24 protein-coding genes are annotated in these 20910 nt (G+C 45.8%); 11 read left to right on the plus strand and 13 right to left on the minus strand.

Features of this window, described 5'->3' with window-relative positions:
• The first annotated feature begins 53 nt into the window (after positions 1-53).
• Complete coding sequence (locus QUA50_RS11305) at positions 54-272, plus strand: hypothetical protein (protein WP_333267071.1); 219 nt, start codon at positions 54-56, stop codon at positions 270-272.
• A gap of 26 nt (positions 273-298) precedes the next feature.
• Here the strand turns inward: QUA50_RS11305 and psb34 are convergent, their stop codons facing one another.
• The 3 genes from psb34 to QUA50_RS11320 all read right to left on the minus strand — a co-directional run bounded on the left by psb34 (position 299) and on the right by QUA50_RS11320 (position 2060).
• Positions 299-466 (minus strand): photosystem II assembly protein Psb34, encoded by a 168-nt coding sequence (gene psb34, locus QUA50_RS11310; RefSeq protein WP_333267073.1) that lies wholly within the window; start codon positions 464-466, stop codon positions 299-301.
• 69 nt (positions 467-535) lie between these two features.
• Positions 536-1567, minus strand: coding sequence for a thiazole synthase (locus QUA50_RS11315; protein WP_333267075.1), 1032 nt, complete (start codon positions 1565-1567; stop codon positions 536-538).
• Entirely contained in the window at positions 1542-2060 is a 519-nt protein-coding gene (locus tag QUA50_RS11320; protein ID WP_333267077.1) for a CdiA C-terminal domain-containing protein, read from the minus strand. The genes QUA50_RS11315 and QUA50_RS11320 overlap by 26 nt, the downstream gene beginning before the upstream one ends.
• Before the next feature lie 45 nt (positions 2061-2105).
• On the opposite strand from QUA50_RS11320, the gene QUA50_RS11325 reads away from it, so the two are divergent.
• Positions 2106-2411, plus strand: a complete 306-nt coding sequence (locus QUA50_RS11325; RefSeq protein ID WP_333267079.1) for a hypothetical protein — start codon at positions 2106-2108, stop codon at positions 2409-2411.
• Positions 2323-2637: a cyclic nucleotide-binding domain-containing protein gene (locus QUA50_RS11330; RefSeq protein ID WP_333267118.1), complete on the plus strand. Its 315-nt coding sequence runs from the start codon at positions 2323-2325 to the stop codon at positions 2635-2637. The genes QUA50_RS11325 and QUA50_RS11330 overlap by 89 nt, the downstream gene beginning before the upstream one ends.
• A 621-nt stretch (positions 2638-3258) precedes the next feature.
• Here QUA50_RS11330 and QUA50_RS11335 read toward each other — a convergent pair.
• The 5 genes from QUA50_RS11335 to QUA50_RS11355 form a co-directional block, all read right to left on the minus strand.
• Entirely contained in the window at positions 3259-3594 is a 336-nt protein-coding gene (locus QUA50_RS11335; protein ID WP_333267081.1) for a cupin domain-containing protein, read from the minus strand.
• A 168-nt stretch (positions 3595-3762) separates the two neighbouring features.
• Positions 3763-4542, minus strand: coding sequence for a methyltransferase domain-containing protein (locus QUA50_RS11340; protein ID WP_333267083.1), 780 nt, complete (start codon positions 4540-4542; stop codon positions 3763-3765).
• Positions 4543-5062: 520 nt separating this feature from the next.
• Positions 5063-6640 carry a sodium:proton antiporter gene (locus QUA50_RS11345; protein ID WP_333267085.1) on the minus strand — a complete coding sequence of 526 codons (1578 nt, stop codon included), beginning with the start codon at positions 6638-6640 and terminating at the stop codon, positions 5063-5065.
• A 34-nt stretch (positions 6641-6674) separates the two neighbouring features.
• Positions 6675-7718, minus strand: a complete 1044-nt coding sequence (locus QUA50_RS11350) for a DUF389 domain-containing protein (RefSeq protein WP_333298870.1) — start codon at positions 7716-7718, stop codon at positions 6675-6677.
• A 264-nt stretch (positions 7719-7982) separates the two neighbouring features.
• Complete coding sequence (locus tag QUA50_RS11355; protein WP_333267089.1) at positions 7983-8111, minus strand: hypothetical protein; 129 nt, start codon at positions 8109-8111, stop codon at positions 7983-7985.
• Between the two features lie 31 nt (positions 8112-8142).
• Here QUA50_RS11355 and QUA50_RS11360 point away from each other — a divergent pair, with 31 nt between their 5' ends.
• The 4 genes from QUA50_RS11360 (at position 8143) to QUA50_RS11375 (ending at position 9479) form a co-directional block, all read left to right on the plus strand.
• On the plus strand, positions 8143-8559 hold the full coding sequence (locus QUA50_RS11360; RefSeq protein WP_333267091.1) for an MAPEG family protein: 417 nt from the start codon (positions 8143-8145) through the stop codon (positions 8557-8559).
• Between the two features lie 172 nt (positions 8560-8731).
• Positions 8732-8914 (plus strand): hypothetical protein, encoded by a 183-nt coding sequence (locus QUA50_RS11365; protein WP_333267093.1) that lies wholly within the window; start codon positions 8732-8734, stop codon positions 8912-8914.
• Positions 8883-9242 (plus strand): hypothetical protein, encoded by a 360-nt coding sequence (locus tag QUA50_RS11370; RefSeq protein WP_333267095.1) that lies wholly within the window; start codon positions 8883-8885, stop codon positions 9240-9242. The genes QUA50_RS11365 and QUA50_RS11370 overlap by 32 nt, the downstream gene beginning before the upstream one ends.
• 51 nt (positions 9243-9293) lie before the next feature.
• On the plus strand, positions 9294-9479 hold the full coding sequence (locus tag QUA50_RS11375) for a hypothetical protein (protein ID WP_333267097.1): 186 nt from the start codon (positions 9294-9296) through the stop codon (positions 9477-9479).
• Between the two features lie 184 nt (positions 9480-9663).
• On the opposite strand, the gene murD is transcribed toward QUA50_RS11375, so the two are convergent.
• The gene (gene murD, locus QUA50_RS11380) at positions 9664-11010 is read right to left on the minus strand and encodes a UDP-N-acetylmuramoyl-L-alanine--D-glutamate ligase (RefSeq protein ID WP_333267099.1); all 1347 of its coding nucleotides are present in this window, start codon (positions 11008-11010) and stop codon (positions 9664-9666) included.
• A gap of 202 nt (positions 11011-11212) precedes the next feature.
• Positions 11213-13363 (minus strand): glycine--tRNA ligase subunit beta, encoded by a 2151-nt coding sequence (gene glyS / locus QUA50_RS11385; protein ID WP_333267101.1) that lies wholly within the window; start codon positions 13361-13363, stop codon positions 11213-11215.
• Positions 13364-13509: 146 nt separating this feature from the next.
• On the opposite strand from glyS, the gene QUA50_RS11390 reads away from it, so the two are divergent.
• Together QUA50_RS11390 and QUA50_RS11395 are read left to right on the plus strand one after the other, a co-directional pair.
• Entirely contained in the window at positions 13510-14637 is a 1128-nt protein-coding gene (locus QUA50_RS11390) for a HetZ-related protein 2 (RefSeq protein WP_333267103.1), read from the plus strand.
• Between the two features lie 749 nt (positions 14638-15386).
• Positions 15387-16448 (plus strand): hypothetical protein, encoded by a 1062-nt coding sequence (locus tag QUA50_RS11395; protein ID WP_333267105.1) that lies wholly within the window; start codon positions 15387-15389, stop codon positions 16446-16448.
• 257 nt (positions 16449-16705) lie between these two features.
• Here the strand turns inward: QUA50_RS11395 and QUA50_RS11400 are convergent, their stop codons facing one another.
• The 3 genes from QUA50_RS11400 to trpB all read right to left on the minus strand — a co-directional run bounded on the left by QUA50_RS11400 (position 16706) and on the right by trpB (position 19314).
• The gene (locus QUA50_RS11400) at positions 16706-17338 is read right to left on the minus strand and encodes a ribonuclease D (protein ID WP_333267107.1); all 633 of its coding nucleotides are present in this window, start codon (positions 17336-17338) and stop codon (positions 16706-16708) included.
• Positions 17339-17490: 152 nt separating this feature from the next.
• Positions 17491-17901, minus strand: a complete 411-nt coding sequence (locus QUA50_RS11405; RefSeq protein WP_333267109.1) for a CAP domain-containing protein — start codon at positions 17899-17901, stop codon at positions 17491-17493.
• A gap of 165 nt (positions 17902-18066) precedes the next feature.
• On the minus strand, positions 18067-19314 hold the full coding sequence (gene trpB, locus QUA50_RS11410; protein WP_333267111.1) for a tryptophan synthase subunit beta: 1248 nt from the start codon (positions 19312-19314) through the stop codon (positions 18067-18069).
• Positions 19315-19716: 402 nt separating this feature from the next.
• On the opposite strand from trpB, the gene QUA50_RS11415 reads away from it, so the two are divergent.
• Both QUA50_RS11415 and recR read left to right on the plus strand, forming a co-directional pair.
• Positions 19717-20085 (plus strand): translation initiation factor, encoded by a 369-nt coding sequence (locus tag QUA50_RS11415; RefSeq protein WP_190737631.1) that lies wholly within the window; start codon positions 19717-19719, stop codon positions 20083-20085.
• 152 nt (positions 20086-20237) lie between these two features.
• Positions 20238-20831 (plus strand): recombination mediator RecR, encoded by a 594-nt coding sequence (gene recR, locus QUA50_RS11420; RefSeq protein WP_333267113.1) that lies wholly within the window; start codon positions 20238-20240, stop codon positions 20829-20831.
• The last annotated feature ends 79 nt before the right edge of the window (positions 20832-20910 follow it).

Genomic DNA, 20910 nt, shown 5'->3' on the forward strand with positions numbered 1-20910 from the left:
CAATCGCACCGGTGATGACTAAAGGATTGTAGATTTTCAATTGGCAATTTTATGTGGGTGACGAACCCGTGTTAGTATTTGCAACCCAAGTCCCTGAACCCGACAGCCAAGAGGAAAACAACAAATTTATGCTGGTCTTATTTAGCTTTCCAGCTCGCTTAGCACGCTTCAGGATGGTCGCAACTACCTGCTTTGTATTGAAACACAAAAACCATGTTTCCATTGGTGGGAAAACATGGTTTGTTGAAGGATTATTTAAAATTGCGATTTGAAGCAGCTTTGAGTGTAAGCCCAGTTTTTAGACGGAAGCAGCCACAAACACCAAACCGACCACTAACATGGCTGCTGCAATACCCATGATGATATAGTTCCGTTGCTGTTGCTTGTTGGGAGGTACGGCTTCATACACCTTCGGCTCTTTAGCAAAGTTGTTCAGGCGTCCATCGTCATCTTTGATGTAAGGCATCAGTCACAATCCTTAATATTTTTGATGTTTACAACTCTACCAAAAAAGCGCCCAGGAAAATTCGGCCATTTATTTGGAGGTGACAGTGCCTGTTTGGGGAGAAGAGGCGATCGCGTAATCTTTGATCGGCATTCTGCCTGCTAAGTACGCCATCCGCCCCGCTTCTGCAGCCATTCCCATTGCTTTTGCCATTGCCGGGGAATTTTGGGCATTGGCGATCGCGGAATTAATCAACAGTGCATCGGCTCCCATTTCCATTGCTCGGGCTGCTTCGCTGGGAGTTCCGATCCCCGCATCGACTACCACAGGAACCTTTACCGTGTCAATAATTATTTGAATGTTGGCGGCATTGTTGATCCCTTGCCCTGAACCGATGGGCGAACCTAAAGGCATGACTGTCGCACAACCGACTTCTTCGAGGCGTTTGGCCAGCAAGGGATCGGCATTGATGTAAGGCAAAACGGCAAAACCTTCTTTGACTAATTGTTCTGCAGCTTCCAAAGTGCCGATCGGATCTGGCAGCAAATATTTAGCATCGGGAATCACTTCTAACTTGACAAAATTATTGTCTTCTTGCCCTAAAAGTTTCGCCATTTCCCGGCCCAAACGAGCTACTCTAATTGCCTCATCCGCAGTTTGACAACCGGCAGTATTTGGCAGCATCCAGATTTTAGTCCAATCGAGAGCCTCTGCCAATCCTTCATGCCCCGGAGCATTTGTTTGCACTCGCCGCACAGCTACAGTCACAATTTCGCACCTGCTAGCGTTGACACTTTGCTGCATTTCTGGAATGCTGCGATATTTTCCCGTCCCCGTCATCAAGCGAGAATGAAAAGTTTTGCCAGCAATTACCAGAGGTTTATCTAAAGGTGGCGTTGCTGTGTCTACTGGATAGCCAAAAATGCTGTACTCAAGTGCCTCTTCCCACTGTTTTCTACCACCCATCATCTCTTCAAGCAGCCAACCTTCTTCTATGGTTAGATCGTCGCGGGTAACAGCATATAAAATTTGCCCTACAGTAATTAGTTTAGCATCTCGCGGCATATTGTTCTGCAATCCGCGCCCTACAATTTCTTTAAAATCGCTGAAATGATCTTCCATTTTTCCACTCTTCCCTGGTGATTATTTGAATTTCTTCGCTATTAACAACAAAAAATATTTTTTGAATTTGCTTTTCGGTATCCCAAAACAGAGCTTGTTTGATGCCAGCGTTGATTTTCCAGACCTCGTAATTTTCTCTATTGATGTGAAAAATAACGGCTGATGCACCTTGATTTTTCGCTCTACTGATGCCTTCTTGCACTCGGTCTCTGATGTTTTGAGTTTGTTCTGTCAACTCCTTAAATTCGCAAATCTCACCGTCAATCTCAGCGTCTGGCGTTCTCACACCCTCTGCTGCTTGCTCGCTCAACATTCTAACTCTCTTCCCTATTTTAGCCAAAACTTCAGCAAGAAAGATTTCCGAATTATTAAGATTGTGTTGTTGGTGAATTAGCACAAATCCACCAGCTACCTCATCAAAATAATATCGCCGATATTCAGGTTCTGCATTTTCGTAGATGGCTCTGCTTGTCTCGATATATTCTGAATTCACCGTTATTATACTGTCAATGGACTCCGAGCGGGTAGAGTTAAATCTATGAAATCAACTGTTGAGCAACTGGCTCAAATTGGAATATTTGCCAGCTTAAACCGAACTGAATTAGAGCGATTGCAAGAACATACAGCAATTCGGACTTACCGACAGGGAGAAGTTGTGATGTATGAGGGCGATCGCATCCCCGAAAAATTATACACCATGATCGATCGGTTCTCTGCGGGTTGCAAAAACAGCGGCGGGGGGCAAAGAAACAATTCTGGGCACTTTATTTCAGGGAGATATTTTTGCCGCACCTGCTTTGCTAGGCAACGGCATTGCGCCGGCAACGGTGACAGCAGAAACTGATGTGGAAGTTCTTACCACAGAACGGGAAGTTTTGCTAGCAGCAATTAGAGAAAATCCTGAGATTGCGTTGCGAATATTGGCGGTGTTTAATCAGCGGTTGCAGCAACTGCACTCCTACTGTGCACGCTTTGGTGTCGGAAAGGGCGATCGTGCGGCTGGCCCGATTTATTCATTACTTTGCCGCCCTTGCAAGGTAGGAAGATTGCGGATAATAGTGTATGTTTAGAAAAACCTTTTCCCTACTATCAAATCGCTCGCAGTATTGGCATTACCTACGAAGAATGCGTGCGGTTATTTAAGAAATTAAAGCCGTTTGTCTGCTACATTCGAGGCGGGAAAATTATTGTATTGGATTGGAAACAATTGGAGGATATCGCCTCGGAAGAAGAAATAGACTAAATGTTAAAATCCCAATTTTTGTAACGGCGTTTCAAACCGTGTGCGGTTGACTGGCGATCGAATTATTTGCGCTCTCGTAGGGGCGGGTTCGCCAGGGATTTTGTCACCCACAAACAATCTCAAAAAACCCGCCCCCACCCTACCAATCAGCCCCAAAAACATCCCCGCCACATGGTTAAATTCAATGTATTCCTAATTTTTGGGCGGGGTGGGGGCGGGTTTTTAGGATGCGTCGTTGCGTGTCATATATTTCGGTGAACCCGCCCCTACAGGATTGCGATAAAATATTCTTTACCGTATTTTATGCCCAAATTCGTAGGTGCGGGTTTTACCAGCTATTTACGTCTCAAACGAACAATCTCGTAAACCAGCCCCGCCCCAACTGATGATGCTACGGGACATGATTTCACAGTTGGTAAAACCCGCCCCGACAGCAATATTTCGGGAATTAATTAGCCTCGGAAAGTGTCAAAATAAACGCCAAATTTTCTTCAGCTTTCAAAGCGTGAATAGCTTTACCCGGCATGAAGACAAATACCCCCGGTTCCAAAACAATATCCTTGCCTTCAAGAGTCAAAATTCCCTTTCCTTCGAGTACATTAACTGTGGCATTCCTTGCTGAAGAGTGTTCCGAAATTTCCGTTCCGGCGGCCAGACAAAATAAACTGTACTGACAATTCTTGTCTTTGACTAAAATTTTGTTCAGCACTCCGGCGGCGGGATATTCAATTGCGTCTCGGAGTTGGATTGCTGAAGATTGTAGCGGTAAAAGAGTAGCAGTCATAGTTTTTGAGAATTAATTAATTTGGTTACAAGTCCCCGGATTTATCAGTGGCTTCACTTTCTTCAATCGAAAATCGAAAATCGATTAATTTGGTCACAAGTCCCCGGATTGATCGGTGGCTTCACTTTCGGCAATCGAAAATCGAAAATCGAAAATCGATGGACTCGGTTAAGATTGTTTTTTAGCAGAGATAACGATGTAGCCTAGATCCTGTTGGTAATGCTGGAAAACTCGACGCATTGCTAAGATACGATCGCGAATTTGCGATCGACTTAATATATTCCACACAATCCGCACAGTACCCACAAACCCTTCATCTTGCAGCATTCGCGGCAAGTTGAGGAGGCCCATCGCCCCAGTTTGACAGTTTTCTACTTGCAAACCCGCGTTTTGGCAAACAGCAATCCAGCCCGACTCAGACAAAGGCGTTGAATTGACGCGAATCACTTCTGATAAAGCTTTGTGAATTTCAGATTCTCGGTTTTTAACTAAAAGTTCGTGAGAGAGAAACTTGCCGCCTGGTTTTAAACGATCGCAAATTCCCGATACAATTTTAGCTTTCCCCGACGGCGACTGCATCGTCAGGATAGCTTCAGCCAAAACCCAATCAAACTGTTGGGAAATCCGATCCAAGTGAAAAATATCTCCTTCCACAATTTCCACTCGATCGCTCAAACCGGCTGCTGTAACATTAGCACGAGCGCGGGCCACACTGTCGGGATTTTTCTCAACTCCCACTACTTTTACCCCAAAACGTTCAGCAAGGGCGATCGAACTATATCCAAAACTAGCAGCCAACTCCAAAACAGTTTCCCCAGGTTGAAAATCCGCCCATTCAAATAACTGTTCCGTAGCAAATTTCCCCCCCGGTCTCAACATTTTCTTACCCGCCGCGGCCAGAACTTCATGTCCCGGTGCAGTCTTAAAATTGAGAGCAGTATTGGTCATTAAATTGACCTCCTATGTAACCTTAATCTCAGTTTACCAAATTCTGTCTAATCTTTCTACGATCTAGCTCATCTTCAAATTATCGTAGGGTGTGTCAGCTCGATCAATTTTTGACATAACTGTAAAAATTTCTGAGGCTGACGCACCATACTATATCAGGAATTATACCATGTCCGCCCCTCAACAATTCGGAATGTTTTTGATTGCCAACAATACTTTCAGTCGAAAGCCCAAAACCCCTCCTCGTTATAGTAACGATCGCGAATTAAATAACTTACAATTTTAATTGTTATTGTGGGATGGGCGTCCCGCCCTTCCTTTTTGGACTGGCGGGACGCCCATCCCACACACAAAATTGTGGAAGTTATTTAATTCTCATTGCTAAGCTGTTGGGCATCTAAATTGTATTTTTGGGCAGGCTTTCTGGCCCACCCACAAGACTTTTCTTAAATTTGACTATACAATTTAAATGCACTTCAGCTTACAACTTATTTCTGTTTATCCTGCAACCGAATTCGCTTTAAGAAACAATTGTCTCATTCCGCTCTTTAAAACATTGCTGCAACACAGAAACAGGCAGCTCCTTCAATTGACCAGCTCGCACAAATTCAGCATAAGTATCAGCCTCTATTGCCTCCAAATCCCCTTCGAGTTTGTCAATAGTCATCTGCCGCAGTTCAGGAGAGCGATCGTACATTTGATTGATTTCTGCTTGCAGCATATTTAATTTTTCTTGAAGCTGACTCGCGAGATGATTGGAAAACTCAGGCTCGATTTTACGATCGCCCGATACTTCAGATATATGCTTGAGAACCCGGTTGAGAGCAACACGTTGGGCGATCGCCTCCAGATACTCCTGGCGGAACTCCTGGTTGTTCAACAACCCCAGTTTTTCCAGCAGTGCCTTGGTGGTTAAACCTTGTACTAGCAGCGTAAATAAAACTACGCCAAACACGATCGCAATAATTTTTGGTCGATCGGGCAGAATATGAGGTACGCTCAAAGCTAAAGCAATCGAGACAGAACCCCGCAATCCTCCCCACCAAATTACAGTTTGATCTGGCAATGAAATTTCAGAGTGTCCTAACCAATTGCTCAACCATCCTAAACCAAAAATAGCGATCGCTCGCGTCACAAACATCGCCACTACAGTTATGCCAATCACTCCTAAATTCGTTCCCAAATCAGCAAACCTTATCTGATCGCCAATCAGCAGGAACATGATCGAATTTACAAAAAACGCCAAAAAATTCCAAAATTGTGTCACCGCAAGTCTGGTACTGGGTTGCATACCGATACGAGAGCCGAAATTTCCAAATATCAAGCCCATCACCACCACACCAATCACCCCAGAACCACCCAATTCCTCAACAATTATATAAGTGCCGTAGGCTGAAACTAAGGTTAACGATTGCTCCACCAAAGGTAAATCAAATGGTTGAGTCAGATAAGAAACTCCAAAACCGATTAAACTGCCGACAACAACCCCAATTCCCACAAAAGCTAAGAAACGCGCAATCAGAACTGGGATGCCAACGTCATCAGTCCCTAGAGAGAATCCCACCAAAAAACTAAAGGCAACAATAGCAATGCCATCATTAAATAAACTCTCTCCCTCCACCAGCAAAGCTAGGCGTTTTTCAACTCCCAGTTCCCGGAACAATGCAATTACAGAAACAGGATCCGTAGCAGAGATACTAGCTCCTACCAACAGGGCGATCGCTAAAGAAACTCCCGCTATTTGGTTGAGAGCAAAAGCCACGCCAGCAACAGAAATAACAACACCCAAAACCGCATAAAGAGCGATCGGCACTAAATCCCGCTGGAGTTTAGGCCATTCCAAATTCCAAGCAGCTTCAAACAACAGAGGTGGCAAAAAAATCAACAGAATCAGTTTTGGCGAGAGCGACACCAATCGCACATCTATAAAAGCCAAACCCAACCCAACAATTACTAAAAGCAGCGTGTAGGGAATTTGGCGCAACCAGCCCCATATTTGCGGCAGCACCGCCACACTTAAGGAAACTAATAGCACTAAGAGAAATTGCTTCAGATTGCCCTCTATAGTCACTTGGTTAATTACAGCTTCTGGGGTCATATAATTAGGAATAAAATAGTTAAGGATTCGGTTTTTAGCGGGACTTATTCAGCGTCGGTCGCCGGACTTCTTCAACTTGACTGACTTGAAAAATTAGGGTAAACGGTTGACCCATTTCTTTTTCGACAAATTCTTCTAAAAGCTGCACTTGTTTGGGTGTCAAAGCTTCGCTGCTGCGAACAATCAGACGCACTTCCGGCGGTTTCGTCAACCAGTTAGTATCAGTTGCAATCAGTTCCACCCGTTGAAAAGTAATAGTTCGGTTAAGCAACGCCCGCTTCAGACTAGCTTCGAGTTGCGCTTGCTCGATCAATTCCGCAAAACTCACGCCCAGAGGAATTACAAGTATAGCCGTCAATGCTAGCGCCCAAAAGATGGCTTTACGGGCGCGATGCAGGGGGGTGTAGCCGGCCATCAAAAAGGTTAGCATACAGGAGAGAGTAATTCCCAGCAAATTCGTAAGATACAGGAGGCTTGCTCCCAAACTGAGCGACCAATTAGCTTGAGATAAGCCTAAACCTATAACACAAATTGGCGGCATGAGAGCCACGGCGATCGCAGTGCCCGCCAGAGTAGCAGAAACTTTGGGCTGAACTTTTGCATAGCCGCTGATTGCCCCAGCGGCGATCGCAATTCCTAAGTCTAGTAATGTAGGTTTAGAACGAGCTAAAACTTCGCTTCCAAAGTCGGGAATTTGTACCAAAGCGCCCAAAAAACAAGCTAGAAAAATTGCTAGCACCGTCCCGACTGCTAATGCAACTAAACCTTTGCGGAAGATGATAACGTTACCTTCTACCGCTCCAAATGCTAACCCTCGGATTGGCAACATCAGAGGCGCAATAATCATAGCACCGATAATGACTGCTGCACTGTTGGAAAGCAGTCCAAAGGTGGCAATTATACAGGAACCGAGAATTAAGACAAGATAGTTAATATCTAGGGTTGATTCTTCCAACAAGTCAACTCGTATTTGCTTTAGATGCTCTCGATGAATCCTGCTCCTGGTGAAATATTTAAGGCGATCTCGAATATTGTTGAGCAAAATAATCTCCTTAAGTCGGGGGCTTGTATGCGTCAAACGATTTTAGATTTTAGATTTTAGATTTTAGATTTTAGATTCTAGATTCTAGATTCTAGATTTTAGATTCTAGATTCTAGATTCTAGATTCTAGATTTTAGATTCTAGATTCTAGATTCTAGATTCGATATTTTCAATTTACTCCACAGATGAATCTGGGAGGTTGAATAAGAGTCTAAAATTTGGGCTACTCACGACAAGAGTCGGGGGCTGGTATCCGTATGCAGGTGCGAGCACAAGAATCAAAATCACAGCCAGCAAGTTTTAGAGGATGTCCCAGAACTCTAAAGCAATTGCCGCGCCACTAATACCCAGCAGTTGAATCAAATCCGCTGCCTGGAATGACGGGAGGGCGATGAATAACGCGATCGGCAATAATTCATTTATAATCAAGATATATACTCCACCCCAATAATACCGAATCATGCTCGCAGAAGCAAACGCCACACTTTGGCCTAGTCTAATTACTGTTTCAGCATTAATTCTCTACTTCGTTGTTACTATCAACGTCGGCAGAGCTAGATTCAAATACAAAGTTTCTCCCCCGCAGATGACAGGAAACCCAGACTTTGAGCGAGTGGTGCGAGTTCAGCAAAATACCTTAGAGCAAATGATTCTATTTTTGCCCTCGCTGTGGCTGTTCTCGCAATTTATCAGCCCAATTTGGGGCGCCGGTATCGGCGCAGTTTGGATAATTGGACGCATTTTGTTTGCTTGGGGTTACTATCAAGCTGCCGAAAAAAGAGCGGCAGGATTTGGCATTAGTACCTTAGCTACTTTAGCTTTGCTTGGTGGTTCCTTAACTGGCATAATTATGTCGCTGCTGAAGGTTCGATCGTAGCTGGCGATCGACATACTTGTTTTTCTACTCGTTGCCAAGCTCTGCCTGGTTACGCAGACCCGGAGGATATGCCTCCACTTTTCCTGTTGAAAAAACGAGGCATATTCTCTGGACAGCGGTTCGCAGGCAGAGTTCGGAAACCAGTTAAATGTAATAAATGTTAGGAGTAAATATGTCAGAAACCAACAAACCGGTATTTGAAATTAACCCGAAACTTTTTCAGCAGCTTGTCGAGTGGCAAGAAAAAGTTGAACGAGAAGATGAATTAGCAAGCGAGTCAGAAAACGAGAAACCAACTGAGGTAAAAACTCCTCCCGACAGTGATGAACAGCATTCTCAAACAGATAATTTCTAGCTGGTGGCTAGCAGCATCTTTGGGATTTCCGGCTGCTGTCTCGGCTCAATCGCTGACACCTAGCAAAATTCAGCAAGTCAATAGCGGTTTGTTTCGTTCTAACTCTCAAGATTTCTTTGAGCAAGGAAATCGCCAACTGGAAAGGGAAATCGCAATTTTGTTGCAAAAAAATGTCGCTTTCCAAGGCAATATTCTGGAGATTGATGAAAAATTGCTATCTCAGCTTTGTAGGCAATTTAAAATATTGTCGTCGCCTTCTGATACAATAATTGCTGCTGAGATTGCTGATTTTGCGACCAAATTAAAAGACATTTGCAGACACAATTAAAATGAAAGTGAGGTCAATATTCAAAGTTTAGTGCTAATAGATAAAGAGGCAATGGCAAAGTTAAAAACAGCCATGCTGGAAGCGCAAACCGCTGCTCATTTGGCGGCAATCATTATTGATTACACTCATGAGGAAATGATGCTAGTTTTTGATGAGCTAGAATGGGAACAACAGGAGAGAATTAAGACTGTTTGGAAGACAGTATGGACGGGGGGGGTTTATGAAGATTATGGTTAGCCAATTAAAGATGTTGGTGAACCCGCCTCTTGTATGTTGAAAGCGGTAGATTGTGATTGACCTTTGGGTGGGGGCGGGTTTACGAGATTATTGGTTTTAGTCTGTTGGGTGGGGGCGGGTTTACGAGATTATTGGTTTTAGCCATAAATTGTTGGTGAACCCGCCCCTACAGGATTGGTGTTCGTTAAATCAGGGATTCGAGGCATAATTGGCGGAAATGATCGCCCCGTTGCTCGAAGTTTTGGTATTGATCGAAGCTAGCACAGGCTGGGGAAAGCAGCACTACTTTAGCATGATTTTGTTTCCCTAATTCTGCTGCTCGCGGGATGGCTCGTTCCATTGTTTCGACTATTTCCCAAGCGTTGTAATTTGCTTGTTCGAGCCGATCGGCAAAAATACCTGCCGCATCCCCAATTAGCAGCACCGCAGCAGCTTTGGCCTTGATTGTATCAATCCAAGCGCGATCGTCCCCTTCTTTGGCGTCGCCGCCCGCAATTAAAATCGCCGGTGCGCTCACCGAAGCCAACCCGACTTGGGCGGCGTCATAATTAGTAGCTTTGCTGTCGTTGATGAAATCTATGCCTTCCCAAGTGCAGATGTGTTCGAGGCGGTGCGAAACTCCGGGGAATTTAGCGATCGCCCGGGCGATCGCACTTTTATCTAGGCCCGCCAAATTAGCCGCCGCTACCGCCATTAACAAATTCTGCAAATTGTGTTCTCCCACCATCCGCAAAGAATCAGCAGGCAGAATTTTCTCGCATTGAGCTATTACCCAACCATCTTGAATATAGGCTCCAAAATCTGTATTTCCCAACAAATCTTTTTTACCTTTGACACTCGTCCAACACGCATCCGGCCAAATGTCAACTCCTTGCTGCCGCAAACAAGGATCGTCGCCGTTAATTACTTGCAATTCAGATTTTTTCAGCAAATGCGCTTTAATGCTGTAGTAATTTTCTAAAGTTTTGTGGCGGCTGAGGTGATCCGGCGTCAAAGTCGTCAAAACTCCGATTCGCGGCGCTACAAACGGCGATGATTCTATCTGATAGCTGCTAATTTCTGCGATTACCCAATCCGGCTGTTTTTCGGCTAAAGCTAGTTCACAGGCAGCATAGCCAATATTGCCGCAAGCGGGAGCGTAAAGCCCTGCCTCGGCAAAAATAGCAGCAATTAAAGCAGTAGTAGTAGTTTTGCCGTTAGTGCCGGTAATTCCCACCCAAGGAGATTTGAGGTAACGCCACGCGAGAGCCATTTCTCCGATTGTTTCAATGCCTAACTCTCTGGCGCGCACTAATGCTGGACTGTCCCAGGGAACGCCCGGACTTACTACTATTAATTCTATAGATTCGACTGGTTCAAAGGATTTACCTAACTCAACATTAATTCCTTCGTTAGCGAATTCCTGTTGCTGTTCGAGCAAATTTGGGGAAGATGAGCGATCGCTCAGCGTTACTTCCCATCCTTCGCGTTTGAGCAGTCTGGCGGCGGCAATGCCTGATTTTCCTAGTCCAATGATATGAGCGATCGGCATAAGTTGTGTGTGTGATGGAGCGAATTTCCCTGGTTTTTTCCTTTTATATCGGTTACGGTTTTTTTTGGATCATTTAACCGCAGAGGGCGCAGAGCGCACAGAGGAGGAGAAGAGAGAGGATAGAAATGAATAATTCCGATACCAATGGATTTGATATTACATCAAAACCTTTGACGGCAATCTAAAATCCAAAATCTAAAATCTAAAATCGATTGACGATCGCCCCAAAGTCAGCCAACACCCGCGCGTGATTCCGCAGCAAACCCAGTAAATTCAACCGATTTTGCTTAATTTCGGGGTCAGAATCCATCACCAAAACACTTTCTGGGCCGTCGAAAAAGTTGCTGACAGTCGGAGCAATTTCCGTCAAACTATCTACTAACTGCTGGTAATTCCGAGTTTGCTTCGATAGCTGCGTTTGCGGCACTAATTGCACGACTGCATCGTAGAAAGCTTGTTCGGACGACTTTTGAAATAACTCCGGTTTCACCGCCGTTTTCGGTTCCAATTGTATTTTATCCAAATCACCTTGAGCGGCCAAACGAGTTGAACGGTTGACTGTTTCGTAAATCTGATCCAAAGTCTGGTTATTGCGGATTTGTTGTAGGAAAAGTGCTCTTTCCAGTGCGTCCAACAAATCTCTCAATGCTCGTTCAGTATATTCTGGGTCGTTTTCTCCCAAAACTGCATTTACCAAATCATAATCTACATTTTTTTCTTCTTGCAACAAAGTCCGAATTCTTTGCAAGAAAAACTCGTATAACTGATCCAGCAACTCAGCAGGTGTTTCTGGGCGCGCTGCGGTAAATTCGGCAACAACTTCTGCGAGCAACTTGTGCAAGTTTACTGGCAACTGAGCCGCCCAAATAATGTTAGTTATTGCATTGGCTGCGCGGCGCAAAGCGAAGGGATCGGATGAACCTGTCGGCAACATTCCCAAGCCGAAGATGCTGACTAATGTATCTAATTTGTCTGCTATTCCGACAATTTGACCTGTGAGAGTTTGCGGTAAATTGTCGCCAGCGCCTTTGGGTAAATAATGTTCAAAAATTGCTGTGGCTACTGCTTCCGGTTCGCCGCTTGCTAAGGCGTATTTCTGCCCCATGATTCCTTGCATTTCGGGAAGTTCGTAAACCATTTGGGTTACGAGATCGGCTTTGCAAAGTAAGGCTGCTCTTGCTATGTAAGCTTGTTCTTCGCCTGTGATTTGCAGTTGATTGGTGATGAGGCTGGCAATCTTGCACAGACGATCGACCTTTGCGCGTACAGTCCCCAAATCTTCCTGGAAAGTAACTTTTTCCAACTTGGGCAAATAATCCTCTAGAGGCTTTACCAAGTCTGCTTTGTAGAAAAACTGACCGTCTGCCAATCTCGCCCGCACTACTCGCTCGTTACCTGCGGCAATAATCGCCTCTTTAGCCGGATCGCCGTTGGAAATTGTAATGAAATAGGGCAGAAGTTCGGGATAATCTGGGCTTTTGAGGATGGGAAAATACCGCTGGTTTGTAACAATAATTGTGGTGATTACTTCCGGCGGCAATATCAAAAATTCGTCGTCAAATTTACCGACAACTGCGTTCGGCCATTCTACTAAGTCGGTGACTTCTTCTAACAAATCTTCGGTAATGTCGGCGTAACCGCCTTGTTTTGTTGCTGCGGCTTCTACTTGTGCTTTAATTTGATTTTTGCGCTGGGTTCGATCGACCTCCACGCAAGCAGCCCGCAGACACTCGACATAATCCTCGGCTTGCGGAATCGAGACCGGCTGCAGGTTTAACACCCGGTGTCCTTGGGAAATTCGATCGCTCTTGACCGTATCCGAACCGCTCACCAATGTAATTGGCAGTACAGTATCATCTAACAGCGCCACGATCGATCGAATTGGGCGCGGAAACTTCAAATCTCCGTCTGCCCACCGCATAAATCTTTTGCCTTCTAACTTGTTAATCCACTGCGGCACAAGTTCTGTCAAAATATCCGCTGTCTTCCGCCCCGGAATCTTTTTGAGCACAAATACAAAATCGCCTTTATCGGTAGCGCGAACTTCCAAAGCATCAATTTCTACGCCCTGCTTTTTCGCAAAACCTTCGGCTGCTTTCGTCGGTTTGCCATCTTTAAAAGCCGAACTCGCCGGCGGCCCTTTTACCTCTTCTTCTCTATCTAATTGCTGAACTGGCAGTCCTTTCACGAGAACTGCCAAACGCCTCGGAGTAGCGTATACATTAATTGAGTCATTTGTCAAGGATTCTTCTGCCAGCGTTGCAGGTACAAGTCGCTGCCACTGCTGGGCGCTGCTTGCGACAAAAGATGCGGGCAATTCTTCTGTACCGAGTTCTAATAAAAAGTTAGGCATATCGCACCGTAATGGAATTTTGTTTAGGGTAATTTAAGGTAATTTATCCGATCGCACGATCGTAATATCTGAAATATTTGAAAAATACTCAAAAATCCAGGATACCACGTAAAATCGGGGGTGAAAGACAAATAGCTCAACAGCTCATGACCTTGGCCCAAAGACTGGCACAAGATTGGAAGTCTCGACTTGAACAAGATTGCCCGGACGAAAATTCTAGCACCCGCGAGAGTGTTGTCCGCTGGCTGTTGGGAGACAAGCCCGAAAGATTTGACACTCTTAGCCCAACTCAATTGTCTGTCGCCTCTGGGGCGATCGACTTTTTATATCGAATTTTGATTTCTCGGTATCTGGGAGTACCGCCAGAAAAAGCTTACCGCAACTTGATCGGGCGGCTCGGCGGCTTGGTTGTGCTCCGGCAAAAAATCCAAGCGTGGGTTTCCCTGAGTCGCGACAGACAGCGGAGTGCGGTGGAGGTACTGCAAGAAGTGATTCAGGAAATGCTCAATTCCGATCGCTACCTGCAGCAGCAAGTCGCCTGGATTGCCGAATGCACCTCAGACAGACGCCTGCGAAATGCTTTGCTGCTAGCGAGCACAGAAGAATACTGCTTGCGGCCGATCCGCAACCAGCCGCTGCTGGTGTACCGTTTTGTCAACTACCTGCGGCGTGCCCAACGGGGCGGGTTGACCCAAGTGCCTGCGGGAGACTGGGTGCGGCTGGTGTCGGAACAGGTTCTACCCGACGAGACAGACGAACCGCTCAGCCTGCTAGACGAACAAGCGATGTCCGAGTATCGAGAAAATCAAGCTTGGGAAGAGCAGCAAACTCAGCGGCAGATTGTCCAACAAGAATTTGAGAATTATTTAGCCTCTCAAGTCGATCCCCTGGCTTCCCGGTGGCTGCAGCTTTACCTGCAAGGTCGTTCTCAAGAGGCAATTGCCGAGGAGTTGAAGGTTCCGATCAAGCAAATTTACCGCTTGCGAGAAAAAGTCAGTTACCACGCGATTCGGGTTTTTGCAGTCAAACAAGCACCGGAATTAGTCGCCAACTGGCTGGAAACTTCGCTCAAAGAACACAGTTTGGGCTTGACTCCCGCCCAGTGGCAGCAATATTTACAAGACCTCACGCCGGTGCAGCGGCAGTTGGTAGAATCGCTGAAAGCTGGGAAAAGTGTAGAAACGATCGCATCTGAATTAAAGCTGAAAACCAATCAAGTCATCGGCGAGTGGAGCAAACTTTATTTAGCAGCTCAATCGCTCCGCAACGAGTAGATTGGTAATGGGTGGCGGGCAATTGCTAATTGTTAATTGGCGGTAGCATTTTTCAGAATCCGCGCTACAAATCAATTCCCGCACAGCCACAGATGACTGCGAGTTTCTCCGTGGAAAACCGCGCGATGCCCCTTGTGTCCAATCAGGTTAGCTCGATCGGGATGTTGTAGCGCTGCCGTGACAAGCGAGTTTCTCGATCGTAGCCGCCACGTGATTTATCTCGCGCAAATCAATCCAAAATCTAAAATCTCAACTCCTCAAGCCCCCGAATTTATCTCGCGCAAGTCAATCCAAAATCTAAAATCTAAAATCTAAAATCGAATGACGATCGCGCTCGGATGACGATCCCAGTCAACTCTCTGAGGTAAGATACTAGCAGCACGATCGACTTTTCAGGATTTTTTAACCAATCCTAAATTCAGCGGTTGCCCGTAAATCATCGTTTGTGGTGCATCTCTAATACTTGTGCATTAAAGATATAATTCTATTGTTGCCAGCCACGGGCATCAATATCGGGCGATCGATGATAGTGGGTCTAGACTGCGCTAGTCATCATCTAGTTCTCAATCTTTAGGTAGAATTTGAGGCTGCAATACAGAAGGGAGAAAATTCTGGGACTAAGGATTTTTCTTTAATAAAAGCTTCCGGTTGTTAGGCCAATTCCTCCGTCAGGGAAGTTGCAGCGTTTAATTTTATCGCATCAGGTTGGTGCGTCGCGCTCGATCGCGCTTCCAACTACAAAGCAGCTAATGGTACATACATCTTCAACAGACTCCGCAGCTAGAATGGACTCCGATCGAATATTTCACCTAATCGACACAGTTGTCCCCTTTGAAGCTTGCCTTTATTATCAAGTTTTGCCTTTATCTCTAGAAGGTAATCTATTTAAATTGGGCGTAGTCGATGCCCAAGATGACTCCGCCTTGGACTACGTGCAGCGGATTTTAGCTTACATGAATTGCTCAGTCACAACAGAGCCAATTGCCTCGGAAACTCAGCGCTCGATGCTCTCAGCTTACTTGCTGCACGGGAACCAGCTCCGAGAACCGAGCCAGACAGAAACCGCCGCACCCCCAACACCCAAAAATCCCCCATCAGCAACTTCAGGCCCCAATGCAGCAACGCTGCTGTCTTTGCCAGAACCCTCAATGCCCCCTCGCGAGCGGTTTAAACCAGCAGGCGCTGAGGTTTTGCTGACGCCTGCCGATCGCTCGGTTTTGAATGTCAAGGCTTTGCACTTGTCAAGCCCTGTCGAAGTTTTGGCAACTTTGCCGGCGCCCCAACTGCTGCAAGAATTGCTCGCTAGAGTGCTGCGAGAGGGTATCGGCCGCCTGTTTTTTGAGCGGCACCAGTCCCAAGGTCGCATTCTTTGGAGTCAAGATGGCGTTTTGAAATCGATGCTCGAAGGTATCGATATCGTCCTTTTCCAAGAGGTCATCGACGAGTTGAAGCGGCTGACAGATATGCCTGTTTCCCCGGTGGAACAAGCCAAACAAGTCGAAGTTGAGCGCATATATCAAAACACTCATTTGCTGTTGCGCTTGCGGGTAATGACGGTGGGCGGCAAGGAAGAAGCCACCCTGCAAGTTTTGCGGGGAGCAGCTTTGAGGTTTTACCAGCAGCAGCAGTTGTCTACTTTGAGTCGCGACGCACTGCGGCTGGCCGAAGAATTGCAGCGGAAAGTCAATCAAATTCGCGATCGAACTCGGCTTTCTCCTGTGCCTTTAGAGGGGTTGCCCGCTTTGGAACAGGTGATTAGAAATGTTGACGACCAAATTGAAGCTTTGCTGCACGAACACAATCCCGAATAGTAATAGCCGATCGATTTTAGATTTGAGATTTTAGATTCTAGATTAACTGGTGTCCGGGAAGAGCCGGGAACCGATGTCACTCTTGCTCTGCGAAACCGAGCTTCCATCAAACCTGCCCCTTGTATATTGAAAGAGGTAGATTGCGATTTGCTGCCCTGCCTGGGGGCTGGTTTAGGAGATTTTGGGTTTTAGGCAGTTATTATCTGTCAAACCCGCCCCTACAGACATATACAACAATGAATCAACCGGACACCATATCATCCGTGATCGAAAACATTGTTGTACTGCAATAAATCCAAACTCACAAAAACGGGCAAACACTCAAAACATTGCTGGGCAATTTCCCAGCGTTCTTCTCGCTGCAACATAGCAGTCAACTTTTGTTTAGCGCTCAGCAAATAGCGGACATCGTTAGCAGCATAATTTAGTTGATCGTCAGAAAGATTAGTCGCATTTCCCCAGTCGGAACTTTGAGATGTTTTATTTAATTCTACATTTTCGAGTTCTAGAATTAATTCTTTCAATCCGTGTCTGTTGGTATAAGTTCTAGCAAGTTTACTAGCTAGCTTTGTGCAGAAAACTGGTGCAATGTCAATACTTAAATTGTAACGCATTGTTGCCATATCGAAGCGCGCAAAGTGAAATACTTTCTCAATATTTTCGGCTTCCATTAATTTCTTTAAATTCGGTGCTGATGTCTGGCCTTTGGCAATCCGCACCACTGCAACTTTACCTTGCGGATCGCACAACTGCACCAAACACAAGCGATCGCGCCACGGCATCAAACCCATTGTTTCGGTATCAACGGCGAGATCCTCTGCTGTCAAATAATAAGATAAGAGAGAATCGGGAATATCACCATCGCACACTTGAAAATCTGCAAATTCCATTATTAGTAATTTTTGACTGTTGACTGTTGACTGTTAACTGTTGACTGTTAACTGTTGATTGCCCTCTTCCCTCTTCCCTCTTCCCTCTTCCGACGGACATCCGTTACATCCGTTACATCCGTTACATAATCCGTTGCCGAACTTCCTTCCGCTTACCGACTGCGGACAAAAAGCTGAGTAAAATAATACTCGCCTTTGGCATTTTTCGCAACCCCAATACCTGTCACATTAAACTGACCCTCCATATTTTTGCGGTGGCCGTCACTTTTAATCCAACCTTCAACAGCATTGCGTACCGGGTCGCTGTAGCCGAAATTGTAAGCAAGATTTTCAGCTACACTTTTATAAGGAATAGTAACTGCTTTCGCCCGCCCTTCAAATCCATCGTGGCTGAAACGTACTTTACCGTTAGCCATATTTTCGCTGTGAATTCTTGCTACCTGACTAATTTGCGGATCGATACTCAGCGGCGGCAACTTTTTAGATGCTCGGTATTGATTAATCTGTTGGTTAACCGCTTTTTCTAAGTCAGTAATAGCACTCGAAGCAACCTTAGTATTCATGGGAGTTTGTGGGAGCGATCGCGTAGGAATGGAGGTGTCACACTTTGGCAGGATTGTCAACAATCCCAAGCACGTCAAAATCAAACCTTTGGACATGAAATCAAACGAGAAATAAAGTTAATTGTTACCAATTCCTACAGAGCGATCGCCCCAGATTCCGCTAACCTAGATATCGAGAACCTTCGCTACAGTGTTCACGTCTTTGTCGCCGCGTCCCGAACAGTTAAGCACAATGCGCGGATTGCCTGTTAGCTGCGGGCACAGAGTCTCTAAATAGGCGATCGCGTGAGCAGTTTCCAAAGCCGGAATAATCCCCTCCAACTGCGAAAGCCGCTGAAATGCTCCCAGCGCTTCTGCATCAGTTACGCTATAATATTCAGCTCTGCCTGCATCCTTCAAATAACTGTGTTCCGGCCCCACGCCCGGATAATCCAAACCCGCACTAATCGAATGCGGCTCAATCACTTGACCTTCATTATCTTGCAGCAAATAACTCATCGCCCCGTGCAGAACTCCCACACTTCCTTTAGTCAAAGTAGCAGCGTGTTTGTCCGTATCAACACCTTCGCCGGCCGCTTCAATACCGATCAATCTGACAGTTTCTTCCCCGACAAACTCGTGAAAAAGACCCATTGCATTAGAACCGCCGCCGACGCAAGCTAATAAAATATCCGGCAAACCACCCCACTTTTCCTGACACTGAGCGCGGGTTTCTTCACCGATTACCGCATGGAAATCGCGTACCATCATCGGGTAAGGATGCGGGCCAGCCACGGAACCGAGAATGTAATGAGTTGTTTCGACATTTGTCACCCAGTCGCGAATCGCTTCCGAAGTCGCATCTTTCAGCGTTCCCGTACCCGCCGCCACCGGCCGCACTTCGGCACCCATCAGCCGCATTCTAAACACATTTAAAGCCTGTCTTTCCATGTCGTGAACGCCCATGTAGACAACGCATTCTATACCGAAACGAGCGCAAACTGTGGCAGTGGCAACGCCGTGTTGACCGGCACCAGTTTCAGCAATTACGCGCTTTTTGCCCATGCGTTTTGCTAACAATGCTTGAGCTAAAGCGTTGTTAATTTTGTGAGCTCCCGTGTGGTTTAAATCTTCGCGTTTGAGGTAAATTTGCGGGCCAGTTCCGTCTGCTTTAGCGTAGTGTTCGGTGAGGCGTTCGGCAAAATACAAAGGGCTGGGGCGGCCGACATAATCTTTGAGCAATTGTTGGAGTTGCTGTTGAAATTCCGGTTCGCTGCGGTATTTGTGGAAAGCGGCTTCTAGTTCAAATAAAGCCGGCATCAGGGTTTCGGGGACGTATTTGCCGCCGAATTGACCAAATCTGCCGAGGGAGTCGGGGCGTTGAGTGGTGGTTTCGGTGGTTTCGGTGGTGAGATGCAGGGGGGTAACAGTCATTTGATTTTAGATTTTAGATTTTAGATTTTTTAGATTGGCGGGTAAGCTAGAGGCTTGATGTCGATCGTACCAAATTGCTTGTGGGCTTGAGGCGATCGAACAAATTTCATTATAATTCCTTGAACGCTTGACAATCAAGCATCCAGGATACCCGCCACGCGATTCATCCGTCCAGAAATAAAAAACCTGTATCCGAGAAACTTACCCCCCGAATCTATCCGCGGGGTCAATCCTTCAATCCTTCAATCCTTCAATCCTTCAATCCTTCAATCTAAAATCTAAAATCGATTGACGGGCTAATACAATAAGTAGAAGATGGGATCGCATTCCGAGCGATCGCAACCATACCCCAATCCGCTAAAACTAGAAATACCACTAAAAAAAGTTCAAGCATCTTAACCTATGGCAGCATCCAAACGCAAAGATTCTGACAGCAAAACAACCGAGGGCAAACGAATAGTTTACTCCGAATTTGGCAACGTTGACAACTCCGCCGCCCTCCAACGGGGAGTTGCCGAAGTTCCCCCCAATCAACAAAATCTCAAAATCGAAGCATCCCGAAAAGGACGCGGCGGCAAAACAGTTACAGTCATCAGCGGCTTTCAGGAAAAACCCGAAACATTAGCAACTTTAGCCAAGCAGCTAAAAGCCCAATGCGGTACTGGCGGCACAGTCAAAGATAATGAAATCGAAATTCAAGGCGAACACAAGCAAAAGCTGCTAGAAATTATCACAAAGTTAGGCTACAAAGCTAAAATTAGTGGAGGGTAAATTAGTCAATATTCCTCAGTGTACGGGCGGAACCGGTTTATGATATACTTAGTTGAAAACATAGATGGTTGGTAAAACCCGCCCCTACACCGCGCAAATTATATTGTCGCGAATCAACCAGAAATGATATTACCAATTACCGCCAATTTTTAATGTACACTCGACCTTTAGCTCGTTTAATCGAACAATTGCAGCGCTTGCCGGGAGTAGGCCCAAAAACAGCCCAGCGGCTCGCTTTACATATTTTGAAGCGACCGGAAGAAGAAGTGCAAGCCCTAGCTAAATCTTTGATTGATGCCAAACAGCAAGTAGGTTTCTGTCAAGTATGCTTTCACTTATCTGCTGACCCTGTTTGCGAAATTTGCCGCAATACAAACCGCGACAGTCATACCCTTTGTGTAGTGTCAGAATCCCGCGACGTAATCGCTTTAGAAAAAACGCGGGAATACATGGGTAAATATCACGTTGTTGGCGGCGTTATCTCGCCGATGGATGGAATTGGCCCGGAACAATTGAACATTCAACCGTTAGTCCGGCGCGTCACCCAGCAAAAGATTAAGGAAGTAATTATTGCTATTAGTCCCAGCGTGGAAGGCGAAACTACTACTCTTTATATCGGTCACTTATTAAAACCTTTTACCTTAGTGACGCGCATAGCTTTTGGTTTGCCGATGGGGGGAGATTTGGAATATGCCGATGAGGTTACATTGGCTCGCGCTTTGGAAGGAAGGAGGGAGTTGGATTAGTTATAAGTTGTCCCGCCGCATCTAAGGATCGCGAATTAAATAACTTACAATTTTAATTGTTATTGTGGGATGGGCGTCG

The sequence above is a fragment of the Microcoleus sp. M2_D5 genome (genome assembly GCF_036701935.1).
In the GTDB taxonomy this organism is placed as follows: Bacteria; Cyanobacteriota; Cyanobacteriia; order Cyanobacteriales; family Microcoleaceae; genus Microcoleus.